This window comes from Williamsia sp. z71 (assembly GCF_059553375.1).
The window spans coordinates 302,421-317,074 of the sequence record NZ_JCANWX010000002.1; the positions used below are offsets into that span (position 1 = coordinate 302,421).

Below are 14,654 nucleotides of genomic sequence, written 5' to 3' on the forward strand. Positions count from 1 at the left end.
CGACCAGCTCCGACCGGGGCTGCGGTGCGGAGAGTTGCGCGGTTCACGCTACTCCGCTGCGCGGCACCGTTTCAAAACGGTGGTCAGGAGGCGTTTTAGTCCGAGCGGCTCTGGTCGGCGGCCGCAGAGTCCGACGCCGCGTACGGGTCCGGGATGCGGCCTCGACTGGCGGCGGACAGTCGGGGCAGGTCCCGGAAGCTGATCGCGGGCAGGGTCAACGTCGATTCGTCCTGCAGTACCGCTCGCACCGCGCCCCACCGCGGGAACTGCAGTCCGGTGATCTGATCCCACGTCGCGCTGTGCGCTCCGCGCAGTGTCCGCGTGATCAGTCCGTCCTCGGTGACGATCGTGCGCAGACGGTGTACCCACACGGCGACGACGACCGGTACCAGCAACGTCCAGCCGAGGTAGGTAAATGAAACCCCGGCCATCACGAGTGCGGAAACGCCCATCATGAAGACGGCGAAATAAGAGATGGGGTGGATGCGGAACTCCGCGGGCAACTCGATTGCTTCTGGCTCAGACACACCTCCATTGTTCCATCACTTGGGAGTGGCCTTCGACGGTCCGCTCCCACCACCGCATCGGTGGCTGCCGGCTGAGCACCTGATCTCATCATGTGGGATCGATCTGGCATGAGTTTGACTCCTCGAACCTGCAGTTCTAGCCTCGTTAATTGTGATGCAGAAACAGATTCTCGTACTCGGCCGGCGCGTCTCCGCCTGACCGGGTACACGAAGTACTCACAAAGCATCGACGCGCCACCCTCGCACAGCACCGCTGTCGGGGGTTTTTTGTTGTCCACCGACGTTGCCGCCCAAGAGTTGCAACGTCTGAGCAGAGGGAAAGTGCAGTGAGCGCACCAACAGCACGCACCCAGCCGGGGCCAGGCCCCCGCGGAACGGGATCGCGCAACACGGGCATCGGCGCACCGGCCGTACCGGCGTCGCAGCAGCGACGTACGGTCGCGCCTGAGCGTGTCAGTGGGGCGCAGGCAGTAGTGCGCTCGCTCGAGGAACTCGGCGTCACGTCGGTCTTCGGCATTCCCGGTGGGGCCGTGCTCCCCGTCTACGACCCGCTGTTCGACTCCAAGCAGGTCCGCCACATCCTCGTCCGCCACGAGCAGGGCGCAGGACACGCCGCCACCGGATATGCGCAGGCCACCGGCCGCGTCGGCGTCTGCATCGCGACCTCGGGTCCCGGCGCCACCAACCTGGTGACCCCGCTGGCCGACGCGCAGATGGACTCGGTTCCGGTGGTCGCCATCACCGGCCAGGTCGGCCGCTCGCTGATCGGTACCGACGCGTTCCAGGAAGCCGACATCTCCGGCATCACCATGCCGATCACGAAGCACAACTTCCTGGTCAGCAGTGGCACCGAGATCGCCAAGGTTATGGCCGAAGCCTTCTACATCGCCGAGAGCGGTCGTCCGGGCGCAGTCCTGGTCGACATCCCCAAGGACATCCTGCAGGCGCAGACCACGTTCTCGTGGCCGCCGCAGATCGACCTGCCCGGCTACCGTCCGGTCACCAAGCCGCACGGCAAGCAGGTTCGGGAGGCCGCGCGGATGATCGCCGCGGCCCAGGCGCCGGTGCTGTACGTCGGCGGCGGCGTCATCAAGGCAAACGCATCTGCCGAACTGCTCGAATTGGCAGAACTGACCGGCGTTCCCGTGGTCACCACCCTGATGGCCCGCGGCGCTTTCCCGGACAGCCACAAGCAGCACCTGGGAATGCCCGGAATGCACGGCACCGTCGCGGCGGTTGCCGGTTTGCAGCGCAGCGATCTGCTGATCACCCTCGGCGCTCGCTTCGATGACCGGGTCACCGGCATGCTCGACTCGTTTGCGCCGGACGCCAAGGTGATCCATGCCGACATCGATCCGGCGGAGATCGGCAAGAACCGTCATGCGGACGTCCCCATCGTGGGCGACTGCAAGTCGGTCATCACCGAACTGATCGAGGCGGTCCGCGACGAGCGTGCCACCACGACCGAGGCGCCGGATCTGAGCACCTGGTGGCGCTACCTCGACGGGGTTCGTCGCACGTACCCGCTGAGCTACGACCGGCCGTCGGACGGCTCGATGTCGCCCGAGTTCGTGATCTCGGCGATCGGCAAGACGGCCGGACCCGACGCGATCTACTGCGCCGGGGTCGGTCAGCACCAGATGTGGGCGGCACAGTTCATCTCGTACGAGAACCCGCGTACCTGGCTGAACTCGGGCGGTCTGGGCACCATGGGCTACGCCGTCCCGGCCGCGATGGGCGCAAAGCAGGGCAGGCCCGAGGCAGAGGTGTGGGCCATCGACGGTGACGGCTGCTTCCAGATGACCAATCAGGAACTGGCCACGTGTGCCATCGAGGGCATCCCCATCAAGGTGGCCGTGATCAACAACGGCAACCTGGGCATGGTCCGGCAGTGGCAGACCCTCTTCTATGAGGAGCGGTACTCGAACACGAACCTGTCGACCCACAATGCCGATCCGTCACAACGGATCCCGGACTTCGTCAAACTGGCGGATGCCCTCGGTTGTGTCGGACTTCGTTGTGAGCGCGAGGAAGACGTCGACGCCGTGTTGGCGCAGGCGCGTGCGATCAACGACCGGCCGGTTGTGATCGACTTCATCGTCGGCGCCGACGCGCAGGTGTGGCCGATGGTCGCTGCCGGCACCGGCAACGACCAGATCATGGCGGCCCGGGGCATTCGTCCACTGTTCGACGACGACGAGGCCGCATCCACCCATCCCGATGAGATCCACCAGGCGATGAACCGCAGCGTCGAGAAGGGCGAGCAGAAATGACCACCCACCACACGCTCAGCGTGCTTGTCGAAGACCGTCCCGGCGTACTGGCCCGGGTGGCGTCGCTGTTCTCGCGTCGCGGTTTCAACATCGAGTCGCTGGCCGTCGGTGCCACCGAACTCAAGGGTGTCTCGCGGATGACCATCATGGTCTCCGTCGAGGACTTCCCGCTCGAGCAGGTGACCAAGCAGCTCAACAAGCTGATCAACGTCATCAAGATCGTCGAGCAGGACCCCGGCACCTCGGTGGCCCGTGAGCTCCTGATGGTCAAGGTGCGCGCCGACGCATCGGCGCGCGGAGAGGTGATCGAAGTCGTGAACCTGTTCCGCGCCAAGGTGATCGACGTTTCACCCGACTCGATCACCGTCGAGGCGACCGGTACGCAGGACAAGCTCGACGCGCTGTTGAAAATGCTCGATCCGTACGGCATCAGGGAGATCGCCCAGTCGGGCATCGTCGCCCTTGGCCGTGGCCCCAAGAGCATGTCCGCGGCTCGCTGACACAATCTAGACAAACAGAACTGATCCCTGGCCAATGATGGCCGGGAGATTCACCGAAGAAGGGAAGTCAAGTGGCAGTCGAGATGTTCTACGACGACGATGCCGACCTGTCGATCATCCAGGGCCGCAAGGTTGCGGTCATCGGATACGGCAGCCAGGGTCACGCGCACTCATTGAGCCTGCGCGACTCGGGTGTTGAGGTCCGAATCGGCCTCAAAGAAGGCTCGAAGTCTCGTGCCAAGGCCGAGGAAGCCGGCCTGACCGTCGGTACGCCGGCCGAGGTCTCCGAGTGGGCCGACGTCATCATGGTGCTCGCACCGGATACCGCTCAGGCAAGCATCTTCACCAACGACATCGAGCCCAACCTCAAGGATGGCGACGCGCTGTTCTTCGGTCACGGCCTGAACATCCACTTCGACCTGATCAAGGCCCCGGAGTTCGTCACCGTCGGCATGGTTGCGCCGAAGGGCCCCGGCCACCTCGTGCGTCGTCAGTTCGTCGACGGCAAGGGTGTCCCCGCGCTCATCGCGGTCGATCAGGATCCCAAGGGTGAGGGACAGGCTCTGGCGCTGTCGTACGCCAAGGGCATCGGTGGCACCCGCGCGGGCGTCATCAAGACCACCTTCAAAGAAGAGACCGAAACGGACCTCTTCGGCGAGCAGGCCGTGCTCTGCGGCGGCACCGAAGAACTCGTCAAGGTGGGCTTCGAGGTGATGGTCGAGGCCGGTTACGCGCCCGAGATGGCGTACTTCGAGGTGCTTCACGAGCTCAAGCTCATCGTCGACCTCATGTACGAGGGTGGCATCGCCCGCATGAACTACTCGGTGTCCGACACCGCAGAGTTCGGTGGCTACGTCTCGGGCCCGCGGGTCATCGACGCCGGCACCAAGGAGCGCATGCAGGCCATCCTCAAGGACATCCAGGACGGCACCTTCGTCAAGCGCCTGGTCGCCAACGTCGAGGGCGGCAACAAGGAGCTCGAGGCGCTGCGCAAGCAGAACGCCGAGCACCCGATCGAGGTCACCGGCCAGAAGCTGCGCGACCTGATGAGCTGGGTTGATCGCCCGATCACCGAAACCGCCTGATATTCAAGCGAATTCATAGAGAGGCCCCGAACCGTCGGTTCGGGGCCTTTCTGTTGATGTGGGGGCGATTTGTCTGACCCGGACCAGTTGCGCCGGGGCCGGGGAGTGGGTCAGTAGACCCGGAATCCGTTGACCCCGCGCAGGGGCAGGTCGTCGAGGATCGGCTTGATGTTGGTGCCCGTCTCGGGTCCGATGCAGCCGACGTAGTAGTAGGCGTTCACCATGCCGATGAGGCGGTCACCGACGACGACGGGGCTACCGGAGTCGCCTTCGAGGACGCAGATCTGGCTGATGTGCTCGATGCCGTCGGCGAACCAGGTGATGCCGCAGGTGTTGCCGGTGGTGCGGCCTTCCTTACATGCGATGTCCGGGAACCGCGGGGGCGTGGTCTGCACGCTGCGGATGGTCACGTTGCCGACCGTGCGGGTCGGGACGACCTTCTCCGGATCGAAGGCGATGATCGCGTAGTCGAGTCTGTGATTGGAGAAAGTGATCCGGCCCAGGACGCCACGGTTCTGGAACTGCTCGGAGGCGACCCGTTGCCCACCTTCGCCGCAATGGCCCGCGGTCAATCCGTACAGCGCGCCGGTGTTGTCGGTGCCGATGGTGGTCAGTGTGCACGCCGACGCGCTGTTACCGCCCTTGAGGATCAGGATTCCCGAGCCTCCGCCCAAGGCCACTTTCGCCGGAGCGGCGACCGCTGCGCCGCCCCCTGTCACCAGAAGTGCAGCCGACGCCAGCGCCACCAGGGCAACCAGCAGTTTCTTCAGCATCAGGTTCCCCAATCATCGGCATGGTTCATCCGGTTTGTCTCCCCCGAGGCCGTAAATGCCCTACAAGAAACATAGACGTATTCGATCTCTGGGGCGGCATTTCCCTGGTCATTCGGCGGAGTGATCCGATTCGTGCAGGTCCGCGCCGGGTTCGTCCTTATACCCGGGGACGGAACGCTATGGGAGGCAACTAAGCTGGTCGCTGGAGTTGCCACTTTCGCTGGCTCCCGGTATGCGCCGGGCGCTACCCGACCCCAGGAGAAATTACTGTGAGCCCCACCGGCCGCCCAGTCGTCTTGATCGCCGACAAATTGGCACAGTCCACGGTTGCTGCCCTCGGCGAAGATGTCGAGGTGCGCTGGGTCGACGGCCCCGACCGCCCGAAGTTGCTCGAGGCAGTCAAGGACGCCGACGCCATTCTCGTGCGTTCGGCCACCCAGGTCGATGCCGAGGTCCTTGCCGCCGGACCCAACCTGAAGATCATCGCCCGTGCCGGCGTGGGACTCGACAACGTCGATGTCGCAGCTGCCACCGAGCGGGGCGTGATGGTGGTCAACGCACCCACGTCCAACATCCACACCGCCGCCGAGCACGCCGTCAGCCTGTTGCTGTCCGCTGCCCGCCAGATCCCGGCCGCCGATGCCACCTTGCGCCGGCACGAGTGGAAGCGCTCGAAGTTCAACGGTGTCGAGATCTTCGGCAAGACCGTCGGTGTGGTCGGACTCGGCCGGATCGGGCAGCTGTTCGCACAGCGCCTGGCCGCCTTCGAGACCAACATCATCGCCTACGACCCCTATGTGTCCCCGGCTCGCGCCGCGCAGCTGGGTATCGAGCTGGTGACCCTGGACGAGCTTCTCGAGCGCGCCGACATGTTCTCGGTGCACCTGCCCAAGACCCCGGAGACCCTCGGCCTCATCGGTGCCGACGAACTCGCCCGGACCAAGAAGGGTGTCATCGTCGTCAATGCCGCCCGCGGTGGACTGATCGACGAGCAGGCCCTGGCCGATGCCATCAAGACCGGGCATGTGTTCGCCGCCGGCCTCGACGTCTACGCCACCGAGCCGTGCACCGACTCGCCGCTGTTCGAGCTGCCGCAGGTTGTCGTGACCCCGCACCTGGGTGCCTCCACCTCCGAGGCGCAGGACCGCGCAGGCACCGACGTCGCCAAGAGCGTGCGGCTGGCGCTGGCCGGACACTTCGTCCCCGACGCCGTGAACATCACCGGTGGCGCCGTGGACGACGAGGTCGCACCGTGGCTCGAACTCGTCCGCAAGCTCGGTGTCCTCGTCGGCGCCCTGTCGGGTCAGGTTCCGGCCAACCTCAGCGTCGACGTCCGCGGTGAGATCGCCGCGCGCAGCGTCGATGTCCTCGGACTGTCCGCGTTGCGTGGTCTGTTCTCCGCCGTCATCGAGGAGCCGGTCACGTTCGTGAACGCTCCCGCGCTGGCCGCCGAGCGTGGCGTCACCTCTGAGGTGACCACCGCGTCGGAGAGCCCGAATCACCGCAATCTGGTGGATGTGCGTGCGGTGTTCGGCGACGGCACCGTGCTCAACGTCGGCGGCACCCTGTCGGGTCCGGCCGAGGTCGAGAAGATCGTGAACATCAACGGGCGCAACTTCGACCTGCGTGCCGAGGGTCTGAATCTTGTTGTCTCCTACGGCGATCAGCCGGGTTCGCTGGGCAAGATCGGTACCCTGCTCGGTAATGCCGGCATCGACATCCAGGCCGCCGGCCTGTCGCAGGACGCCGAGGGCGAAGGCGCGACCATCTTGCTGCGCGTGAGCCAGTCGATCCCTGAGACCGTACTCACCGCCATCGGTGAGGCCGTCGGCGCGACCCTCATCAAGCAGGTCGACCTGTCATGAAACTCGCTGTCATTGCCGGCGACGGAATCGGACCCGAGGTCATCTCCGAGGCGCTGGCCGTTCTGGACCACGTCCTTCCGGGAGTCGAGACGACCGAGTTCGATCTCGGCGCCAATCGCTACCACCGCACCGGTGAACTGCTGACCGATGAGGACCTGACCGCGATTCGCGGCCACGACGCAATTCTGCTGGGCGCGATCGGCGATCCGTCGGTCACGCCGGGGATCCTCGAGCGTGGTCTGTTGCTGAACATGCGCTTTGCGCTCGATCATCACGTGAACCTGCGTCCGAGCAAGCTCTACCCCGGAGTCACGTCGCCGCTCGCAGGCAATCCCGACATCGACTTCGTGGTGGTCCGTGAAGGCACCGAGGGTCCGTACACGGGCAACGGTGGTGCCATCCGCGTCGGCACCCCGAACGAGGTCGCCACCGAGGTCAGCGTCAACACCCGGTTCGGCATCGAACGTGTTGTGCGCGACGCGTTCAAGCGCGCACAGGCCCGGCGTAAGCACCTGACGCTGATCCACAAGACAAACGTGCTCACGTTTGCCGGTTCGATGTGGAAGCGCACCGTCGATGAGGTCGCGGTGGAGTACCCCGAGGTCACCGTCGACTACAACCACATCGATGCGGCGACCATCTACATGGTCACCAACCCGGGTCGCTATGACGTCATCGTCACCGACAACCTGTTCGGCGACATCATCACCGACATCGCCGGCGCGGTCAGCGGTGGCATCGGCCTGGCGGCATCGGGCAACATCGACGCCACCGGTACCAACCCGTCGATGTTCGAACCGGTCCACGGCAGTGCCCCGGATATCGCCGGGAAGGGCATCGCCGATCCGACGGCCGCCATCTTGTCGGTGGAGCTCCTGCTGCGACACCTCGGCCACGACGCCGAGGCCGACCGGATCTCCCAGGCGGTCGCCGCCGACCTGGCCAGCCGCGGCGAACTGCCGGTCGACACCAAGGAGATCGGTACCCGGATCCGCGCAGCCCTCGGCTGATCCCGCCCACCCCGATAACTCGCTCCGCTTCCCGGCGTTCGCTCCTGTTTGCAACAACTGGAGCAGTCGCGGGAAGCGGAGCGAGTTTGCGTTGGGGGGTTATTCGGGTGTCGAGACCGACGGTGTGCGTTCCTCGTCGGGGGGAACCAATCCGATCGCGGCGGCGGGCGCTGCGGCCGCGAGCAGGAATGCGGCCGGATAGCCGAACGCCGCGATGGCCATGCCGAACAGTGGCGTGGACGCGGCCATCCAGAGGTATTGACCGGTGTTCTGGACCGCCAGGGCGCGGCCGCTCCACTCCGGCCCCGAGAACTCGGCGATGGCGGTGAATGCCAAACCGTTGTCGGCCACCGTGATCACGCTCGCGATCACCATGATGGCAGCGGCAGCGGGACTGTTGCACCAGTCGGTGAACGCGAGCAGGCCCATCGATGCGGTGGCGCCGATCGAGATCAACCGGATCGGTTTGGTGCGTGTGCCCCAGACGTCGGACCATCGGCCGGCGCCGATGCGACCGGCGGCGCCCAGGAGCTGACTGATCGTCACCAGGACGCCCGCGGTCATCGGTGACCAATCGTGCGCAACGATCAGCCAGGCCGGCACAAAGGTCCACAGCATGCCCTGGGGGACGCACAGCAGAATGCTCACTCCGTGAATGCGCGGCAGGAACTGGCTGCGGCGATACGGATTCGACGACATGGCGACGGAGGTGCCGGAGGTCGATGGCCGATTCGGGTCGGCGACCACAACCAGGACGAGCCCGGCCGCGATGATCGTGACAATCAGAGGAATCACCAGTCCGGTTGTGACGCCGAACTTTTCGGACAGGACCGGGATGGTCAGGGCGCAGACACCGATGCCCAGTGGTTGCGCCGTCTGCCGGATACCCATTGCGGTGCCGCGTTTCTCGGGTGAGAACCATCCGACGACGATGCGGCCGCCGGCGCCGTTGGTTGCGGCCGAAGTGATACCGGCGACCAACAGTGCCAGGCCCAGGACGGACTTGGGCGCATCCCACATGTTGGCCAGGCAGGCCGCGGTCATGGCGACGACGGTGGAGGTCAGTGACAGCAGCAGGATGCGGCGTTCGCCGAACCGGTCGAGGGCGATGCCCCAGGCGTAGGTCGACAACAGGAGTCCGAAGGTTGGGGCCGCGGCCAAGGTTGACGCCTCGGTCAGCGACATCCCTTCGGAGCGGTGCAGTTCCGGGATGAGAAATGCGACACCGCTGACGACGCAGGTGGTTGCCATCGCGGACAAGAGGGAGGCGCAGAGCATCGCCCAGCGGCGGGCATCGGTGGGCATTGCGCGACCTCCTCGCGATGGTCTCAGTATATGAAACCGAGTGTCCACATAGTAGAACCGCGACTTTGTTGTTGCCAACCGCGACTCCCGACAGTTGGGACGGTTCCGGTGCGATAGTCTGGCGGTCATGCGACTAGGTCGAATTGCCAGCCCTGATGGGGTTGCTTTTGTCAGTATCGAAGGCGACGGCGACGCCGCCACAGCTCGTGAGATTGCCGAACATCCCTTCGGCACGCCCACGTTCACCGGCCGCAGTTGGCCGCTCGCCGATACCCGCCTGCTGGCGCCGATCCTGGCGAGCAAGGTGATCTGTATCGGTAAAAACTATATGGCGCATGTGCAGGAAATGGCCGGAGACGAAGCGCAGCGGAGCTCGACCAGTTCGGTTGTGGAGGCACCGGAGAATCCGGTGATCTTCATCAAGCCGAACACCTCCATCATCGGACCCGGTGTGCCGATCCTGCGTCCGAAATCGTCGGACCGGGTGGACTTCGAGGGTGAACTCGCGATCGTGATCGGCCGACCGTGCCGCGATGTGAAGGCGGCTGCGGCGAAGGACGTCATCCTCGGCTACACGATCGGCAACGACGTGACCGCCCGCGATCAGCAGAAGGCCGATGGGCAGTGGACGCGCGGCAAGGGCCACGACACGTTCTGTCCGCTCGGCCCGTGGATCGAAACCGACATCGATCCCGCCGATCTCGAGATCCGCACCGAACTCAACGGTGAGGTCAAGCAGCGCAGTCGCACCAGTCTGATGCTGCACGACGTCGGGGACATCGTCGAGTGGATCAGCGCCGTGATGACCCTGTTGCCCGGCGACGTGATTCTCACCGGCACGCCCGAAGGCATCGGTCCGATGGTCGCCGGCGACACGGTCAGTGTGACCGTCGAAGGCCTCGGTACGTTGACCAACCCGGTCGCCGATCGGGGCTAGCAGATGCGTCCGCAGCCGAAAACAGCTCAGGTCAACGGAATCTCGCTCAGTTACGAGGACTCGGGAACGGGTCCGCTGGTAGTCATGGTGATGGGCAGTGGCAGCCCGGGCCGGGTCTGGAAAGCTCATCAGCAGCCGGCGCTGGTCAAGGCGGGTTACCGCGTCGTCACGTTCGACAATCGCGGCATCGCACCGTCGAGCGAATGCGCCGAAGGATTCACCATCGACGACATGGTGGCCGACACCGCCGCACTGATCGAGTTCCTCGGCGGTGGGCCGGCGGCCGTGATCGGCACCTCTCTCGGTGCGAAAGTGACCCAGGAACTGGCGTTGGCGCGTCCGGATCTCGTCCGGTGCGCGGTGATGATCGCGACATACGGTCGCAGTGGGCCACTGCAGCAATGGATTTCCGAGGGGGAGCGGGCGCTCTACGATCAGAAGATCACCCTGCCCTCCCACTTCCATGCGGCGATCACCGCCCACCTCAATCTTTCTCGGCACACACTCGACAACGACACCGCGGTGCGGGACTGGCTCGACGTGATCGAGTTCTCGGGCCAGACGGTGACCCCGGGCATGCGGGCACAGCTCGGCCTGCACGACGGCGAGAGCGATCGGCTGGCCGCGTATGCCGGGATCAGCCGTCCGTCGTTGGTGATCGGATTCGCCGACGACCGTACGTTGCCACCGCATCTGGCTCGTGAGGTCGCCGACGCGATACCCGGTGCGCGGTATGAAGAAGTGGCGAAGGCCGGGCATTACGGTTACCTCGAGCAACCAGGTGAGGTCAATGCACTCCTGGTCGAGTTCCTGGGGCAGCGCAGCGCCTGAGGGTGAGGGGTAACAGCGACGCTGTTACCCCCGCGTAATCTGGGCGTATGAGTCAATCGCAGGTCCGCGTCCGTTTTTGTCCATCTCCGACCGGCACCCCACATGTCGGGTTGGTGCGTACCGCGTTGTTCAACTACGCCTACGCCCGACACAACGGTGGTGCGTTCGTGTTCCGGATCGAGGACACCGATGCCGCGCGGGACAGCGAGGAATCGTATGCCGCGATCCTCGACGCGCTGCGCTGGCTGGGATTGAACTGGGATGAGGGCCCGGAGGTCGGTGGCCCGCATGAGCCCTATCGCCAGTCGCAACGCAAACCGCTGCATCTGGATGCGGTCGCCAAACTCCTCGACGCCGGTGAGGCGTACGAGGCGTTCTCGACTGCCGAGGAGGTCGAGGCGCGGCACAAGGCGGCCGGCCGCGATCCCAAGCTGGGCTACGACAACTTCGATCGCGATCTCACCGAGGAGCAGAAGCAGGCCTACCGCGACGAGGGTCGGACCGCCGTCGTCCGCCTCAAGATGCCCGACCGCGACATCTCGTGGGACGACCTGGTTCGCGGAACCACCACCATTCCGGCTGGGACGGTGCCGGACTTCGCACTGACCCGTGGCAACGGAGATCCGTTGTACACCTTGGTCAATCCGGTCGACGACGCGCTGATGGAGATCACCCACGTCCTGCGTGGTGAGGACCTGCTGTCGTCGACGCCGCGTCAGATCGCGCTGTACGAGGCTCTCATCCGCGTCGGAATCGCAAGCCGGACACCCGAATTCGGTCACCTCCCGTTTGTGATGGGGGAGGGCAACAAGAAGCTGTCGAAGCGCGATCCGCAGTCGAGTCTGTTCCACCACCGCGACCGCGGATTCATTCCGGAGGGCCTGCTGAACTACCTGGCACTGCTGGGCTGGGGCATCGCCGACGATCACGACATCTTCACCCTCGACGAGATGATCGCCGCATTCGACATCTCGAAGGTGAACTCGAACCCCGCGCGTTTCGACCAGAAGAAGGCCGACTCGATCAACGCCGAGCACATCCGTCGGCTTGCACCGGAGGACTTCGCGCAGCGGTTGCGCGACTTCCTCGTCCACCACGGTCAGTTGAGCGAACCGGTGGACGAGGCCCAGTGGGCCGTGGTCGCCGATCTGGTCCAGACCCGCATCCAGGTCCTCGGGGACGCCTGGGGGCTCATCGCATTCCTCTACGTGTCGGATGACGATTTCACGATCGACGAAGCGGCGGCCCGTAAGAACCTCGGAGCCGATGCGGCCCCCGTTCTGGACGCGACCATCGAATCGCTGTCGGCATTGCCTCAGTGGACGACTGAGGCCATCGAAAGCGCCCTCAAGGAAGCGTTGGTGGAACGGCTCGAGCTCAAACCGCGTAAGGCATTCGGTCCGGTTCGGGTCGCCGTGACGGGGTCGCACATCAGTCCGCCACTGTTCGAGTCGATGGAGCTCCTCGGCGCCGAGCGGAGCCTGGCCCGGCTGCGGGCAGCACGCGCGACAATCGCCTAAAAAAGTGCCTCTGACCTGGCGATTACAGGTTGAGGCAAATGGTTTGATAATCTCTTTCTCGTTGCTTTTCCAGCCGCCACAAGCGACTGGGAGAGCAGCGAATGGGGTATGGTGTAATTGGCAACACAGCGGTTTCTGGTACCGCCATTCTAGGTTCGAGTCCTGGTACCCCAGCGACAACAGAGTTAAAAAACTGTGTCAGTTCTGGCCCCGTCGTCTAGCGGCCTAGGACGCCGCCCTCTCAAGGCGGTAGCGCGGGTTCGAATCCCGTCGGGGCTACAACAAGATCAACCCTTCTCCTGCATTGCAGGGGGAGGGTTTTTCTCTGTCCGGACCTCGACCCCGGGGTTGGACACTCCGGGAGTCGACGGGCAGCATGGGCCGATGACCAAGAAGACGACGAAGAACGAGTTGCTCGCCGATCTGGACCTCGAGATCGAGTCGGTGTCACCCGATATGCCGTCGCCCGAATCGCAGCCCGCCAGTGCCGCGCAGGGCCGGGAACGGCATCGCACACTGACCGAGTGGCGGGAACGGGTGGCGGCCGCAGCCGAGGACGATCCGATCATCGAGGAGATCGCAGCGCAGCTCGACAGCTGACGCCCACCGACCGCCCGCGGACGACGAAGAGCAACGGCCCCCACATCCGATCGGATGTGGGGGCCGTTGCCCGTTCGGAACCTCAGGAACTGGTCTCGCTCACGAACCCTGCTCGTTCAGGAATGCCGCCGTGGTCCCGGCGAGCGGTACTTCGGGTAGTCCGAGCTTGCGGTGGTCCCAGCTGCGTACGCGGTCGGTCTTCACGCGGATCGCCACCCGCTTGTTCATCATCTGGTCGACGTACGGCCGCATCTCTTCGGTGTAGGGGCCGTTGTACCGTTCCCACACACTGATACCGCACATCAGGATGGAGTCCGGATCGTCGAGGATCTCGGCGGTCCCGTCGATCGACACACCGCGCAGCTCGTTGTACGTGAGGCCGGCCTCGATCATCACGGTGCAGACCGGATTGCGGCGGATGTTCACGGCTTTCTGTGATTTCGCCTTTGTCTCGAACCAGATTTCGCCGTCGATGACGCCGTACCACATGGCCACCAGATGGGGACGGCCCGCGGCGGACACCGTTGCCATCGTGGCGGTGCGGTTGCGGACGATGAAGTCGTCGATCTCATCGTCGCTCATCACGATCTTGCTGCGCTCGTTCGTTCCCATCGGCTACCTTTCGCGTTTCCTGCCGGGAGCCGCGAAGGCCGGGCAGGTCACTGTCTTTCGGTGATGTGACTTTCGATACCCCACCCTAGAGCCGTTTGTTGATTGCCTCTGCCGCGGCCAGCAGATCCGCCGCCCACCGTGAACCCGGACGTCGTCCCATCCGGTCGATCGGACCGGAGACGGAGATGGCCGCGATGACCTCGCCCGCGTTGTCGCGGACCGGGGCCGAGATGCTCGCCACACCCGGCTCGCGTTCCCCGATGCTCTGTGCCCATCCACGGCGGCGGACCTCGAGCAGTGTCCGTTCGCTGAAGCCGTTCTCACCCAGCAGGAGCCGGGCGGTGGCCGGGTCGGCCCAGGCGAGCAGGACCTTGGCCCCGGATCCGGCGTTCATCGGCAGGCGGGCACCGACCGGGACGGTGTCCCGGAGTCCGGAGGGCGGTTCGATGGCGGCGACGCAGATGCGGTCGGCGCCCTCTCGGCGATAGAGCTGCACACTCTCGCCGGTGATCTCCCGCAGTCGGGGCAGAATGAGTGCGGCGGCCTCGCGCACCGTGTCGGTCGCTCCGGCGGCGAGCTCACCGAGTGCGGGGCCCGGGCACCACAATCCGGAAGTGTTGCGCGCCAACAGGCGGTGGGTTTCGAGTCCGACGGCGAGGCGGTGCGCGGTCGCACGCGGCAATCCGGTCCGTATGCACAGCTGGTTCAGGTTGCACGGCCCCTCGGCGACGGCGTGCAGAACGGCGACGGATTTGTCCAGAACACCGATCCCACTGGCTACTGCCGATGCGGTATCATTTCTCACAGGTCGATACT

At 65.1% G+C, this 14,654-nt stretch carries 14 protein-coding genes and 2 tRNA genes; 11 read left to right on the top strand and 5 right to left on the bottom strand.

Annotated elements, in window-relative coordinates:
- Window positions 1–95: 95 nt before the first annotated feature.
- On the bottom strand, window positions 96–527 hold the full coding sequence (locus tag AC51GR_RS05530; protein WP_496323605.1) for a PH domain-containing protein: 432 nt from the start codon (window positions 525–527) through the stop codon (window positions 96–98).
- A 326-nt stretch (window positions 528–853) separates the two neighbouring features.
- Between AC51GR_RS05530 and AC51GR_RS05535 the strand changes: the two genes are divergently transcribed.
- From AC51GR_RS05535 to ilvC, 3 genes are all read left to right on the top strand, one after another.
- The gene (locus AC51GR_RS05535; protein WP_496323606.1) at window positions 854–2,800 is read left to right on the top strand and encodes an acetolactate synthase large subunit; all 1,947 of its coding nucleotides are present in this window, start codon (window positions 854–856) and stop codon (window positions 2,798–2,800) included.
- Window positions 2,797–3,300: an acetolactate synthase small subunit gene (gene ilvN, locus AC51GR_RS05540; RefSeq protein WP_496323607.1), complete on the top strand. Its 504-nt coding sequence runs from the start codon at window positions 2,797–2,799 to the stop codon at window positions 3,298–3,300. Before AC51GR_RS05535 ends, ilvN begins: the two co-directional genes overlap by 4 nt.
- An 83-nt stretch (window positions 3,301–3,383) precedes the next feature.
- Complete coding sequence (ilvC, locus tag AC51GR_RS05545) at window positions 3,384–4,385, top strand: ketol-acid reductoisomerase (protein WP_496324094.1); 1,002 nt, start codon at window positions 3,384–3,386, stop codon at window positions 4,383–4,385.
- A 110-nt stretch (window positions 4,386–4,495) separates the two neighbouring features.
- Here the strand turns inward: ilvC and AC51GR_RS05550 are convergent, their stop codons facing one another.
- Window positions 4,496–5,158: a chymotrypsin family serine protease gene (locus AC51GR_RS05550; protein ID WP_496323608.1), complete on the bottom strand. Its 663-nt coding sequence runs from the start codon at window positions 5,156–5,158 to the stop codon at window positions 4,496–4,498.
- A 269-nt stretch (window positions 5,159–5,427) separates the two neighbouring features.
- Between AC51GR_RS05550 and serA the strand changes: the two genes are divergently transcribed.
- Both serA and AC51GR_RS05560 read left to right on the top strand, forming a co-directional pair.
- A complete protein-coding gene (gene serA / locus AC51GR_RS05555; protein ID WP_496323609.1) occupies window positions 5,428–7,023 on the top strand; it encodes a phosphoglycerate dehydrogenase in 1,596 nt (531 codons plus the stop codon).
- Window positions 7,020–8,033, top strand: a complete 1,014-nt coding sequence (locus AC51GR_RS05560) for a 3-isopropylmalate dehydrogenase (protein ID WP_496323610.1) — start codon at window positions 7,020–7,022, stop codon at window positions 8,031–8,033. Before serA ends, AC51GR_RS05560 begins: the two co-directional genes overlap by 4 nt.
- Window positions 8,034–8,132: 99 nt before the next feature.
- On the opposite strand, the gene AC51GR_RS05565 is transcribed toward AC51GR_RS05560, so the two are convergent.
- On the bottom strand, window positions 8,133–9,338 hold the full coding sequence (locus tag AC51GR_RS05565) for an MFS transporter (protein ID WP_496323611.1): 1,206 nt from the start codon (window positions 9,336–9,338) through the stop codon (window positions 8,133–8,135).
- Window positions 9,339–9,465: 127 nt separating this feature from the next.
- On the opposite strand from AC51GR_RS05565, the gene AC51GR_RS05570 reads away from it, so the two are divergent.
- From AC51GR_RS05570 to AC51GR_RS05595, 6 genes are all read left to right on the top strand, one after another.
- On the top strand, window positions 9,466–10,275 hold the full coding sequence (locus AC51GR_RS05570) for a fumarylacetoacetate hydrolase family protein (RefSeq protein ID WP_496323612.1): 810 nt from the start codon (window positions 9,466–9,468) through the stop codon (window positions 10,273–10,275).
- A 3-nt stretch (window positions 10,276–10,278) separates the two neighbouring features.
- Entirely contained in the window at window positions 10,279–11,106 is an 828-nt protein-coding gene (locus tag AC51GR_RS05575; RefSeq protein ID WP_496323613.1) for an alpha/beta fold hydrolase, read from the top strand.
- A gap of 47 nt (window positions 11,107–11,153) precedes the next feature.
- Window positions 11,154–12,626 carry a glutamate--tRNA ligase gene (gene gltX, locus AC51GR_RS05580; protein WP_496323614.1) on the top strand — a complete coding sequence of 491 codons (1,473 nt, stop codon included), beginning with the start codon at window positions 11,154–11,156 and terminating at the stop codon, window positions 12,624–12,626.
- A 102-nt stretch (window positions 12,627–12,728) separates the two neighbouring features.
- Window positions 12,729–12,800 (top strand) — tRNA-Gln (locus AC51GR_RS05585).
- Window positions 12,801–12,832: 32 nt separating this feature from the next.
- Window positions 12,833–12,905 (top strand) — tRNA-Glu (locus tag AC51GR_RS05590).
- Window positions 12,906–13,010: 105 nt separating this feature from the next.
- Window positions 13,011–13,226: a hypothetical protein gene (locus AC51GR_RS05595; protein WP_496323615.1), complete on the top strand. Its 216-nt coding sequence runs from the start codon at window positions 13,011–13,013 to the stop codon at window positions 13,224–13,226.
- Window positions 13,227–13,325: 99 nt separating this feature from the next.
- Here AC51GR_RS05595 and AC51GR_RS05600 read toward each other — a convergent pair whose 3' ends face one another.
- Complete coding sequence (locus AC51GR_RS05600) at window positions 13,326–13,838, bottom strand: pyridoxamine 5'-phosphate oxidase family protein (RefSeq protein WP_496323616.1); 513 nt, start codon at window positions 13,836–13,838, stop codon at window positions 13,326–13,328.
- Window positions 13,839–13,923: 85 nt separating this feature from the next.
- Window positions 13,924–14,643, bottom strand: a complete 720-nt coding sequence (locus AC51GR_RS05605) for an IclR family transcriptional regulator (RefSeq protein WP_496323617.1) — start codon at window positions 14,641–14,643, stop codon at window positions 13,924–13,926.
- Window positions 14,644–14,654 lie beyond the last annotated feature (11 nt).

Bases quoted from the DNA above. Each gene is read 5' to 3' on its own strand.
- AC51GR_RS05600 (WP_496323616.1), bottom strand. From the start codon at position 13,838: ATGGGAACGAACGAGCGCAGCAAGATCGTGATGAGCGACGATGAGATC.
- AC51GR_RS05575 (WP_496323613.1), top strand. From the start codon at position 10,279: ATGCGTCCGCAGCCGAAAACAGCTCAGGTCAACGGAATCTCGCTCAGT.
- ilvC (WP_496324094.1), top strand. From the start codon at position 3,384: ATGTTCTACGACGACGATGCCGACCTGTCGATCATCCAGGGCCGCAAG.
- ilvN (WP_496323607.1), top strand. From the start codon at position 2,797: ATGACCACCCACCACACGCTCAGCGTGCTTGTCGAAGACCGTCCCGGC.
- AC51GR_RS05595 (WP_496323615.1), top strand. From the start codon at position 13,011: ATGACCAAGAAGACGACGAAGAACGAGTTGCTCGCCGATCTGGACCTC.
- AC51GR_RS05550 (WP_496323608.1), bottom strand. From the start codon at position 5,158: ATGCTGAAGAAACTGCTGGTTGCCCTGGTGGCGCTGGCGTCGGCTGCA.
- AC51GR_RS05565 (WP_496323611.1), bottom strand. From the start codon at position 9,338: ATGCCCACCGATGCCCGCCGCTGGGCGATGCTCTGCGCCTCCCTCTTG.
- AC51GR_RS05570 (WP_496323612.1), top strand. From the start codon at position 9,466: ATGCGACTAGGTCGAATTGCCAGCCCTGATGGGGTTGCTTTTGTCAGT.
- gltX (WP_496323614.1), top strand. From the start codon at position 11,154: ATGAGTCAATCGCAGGTCCGCGTCCGTTTTTGTCCATCTCCGACCGGC.
- AC51GR_RS05560 (WP_496323610.1), top strand. From the start codon at position 7,020: ATGAAACTCGCTGTCATTGCCGGCGACGGAATCGGACCCGAGGTCATC.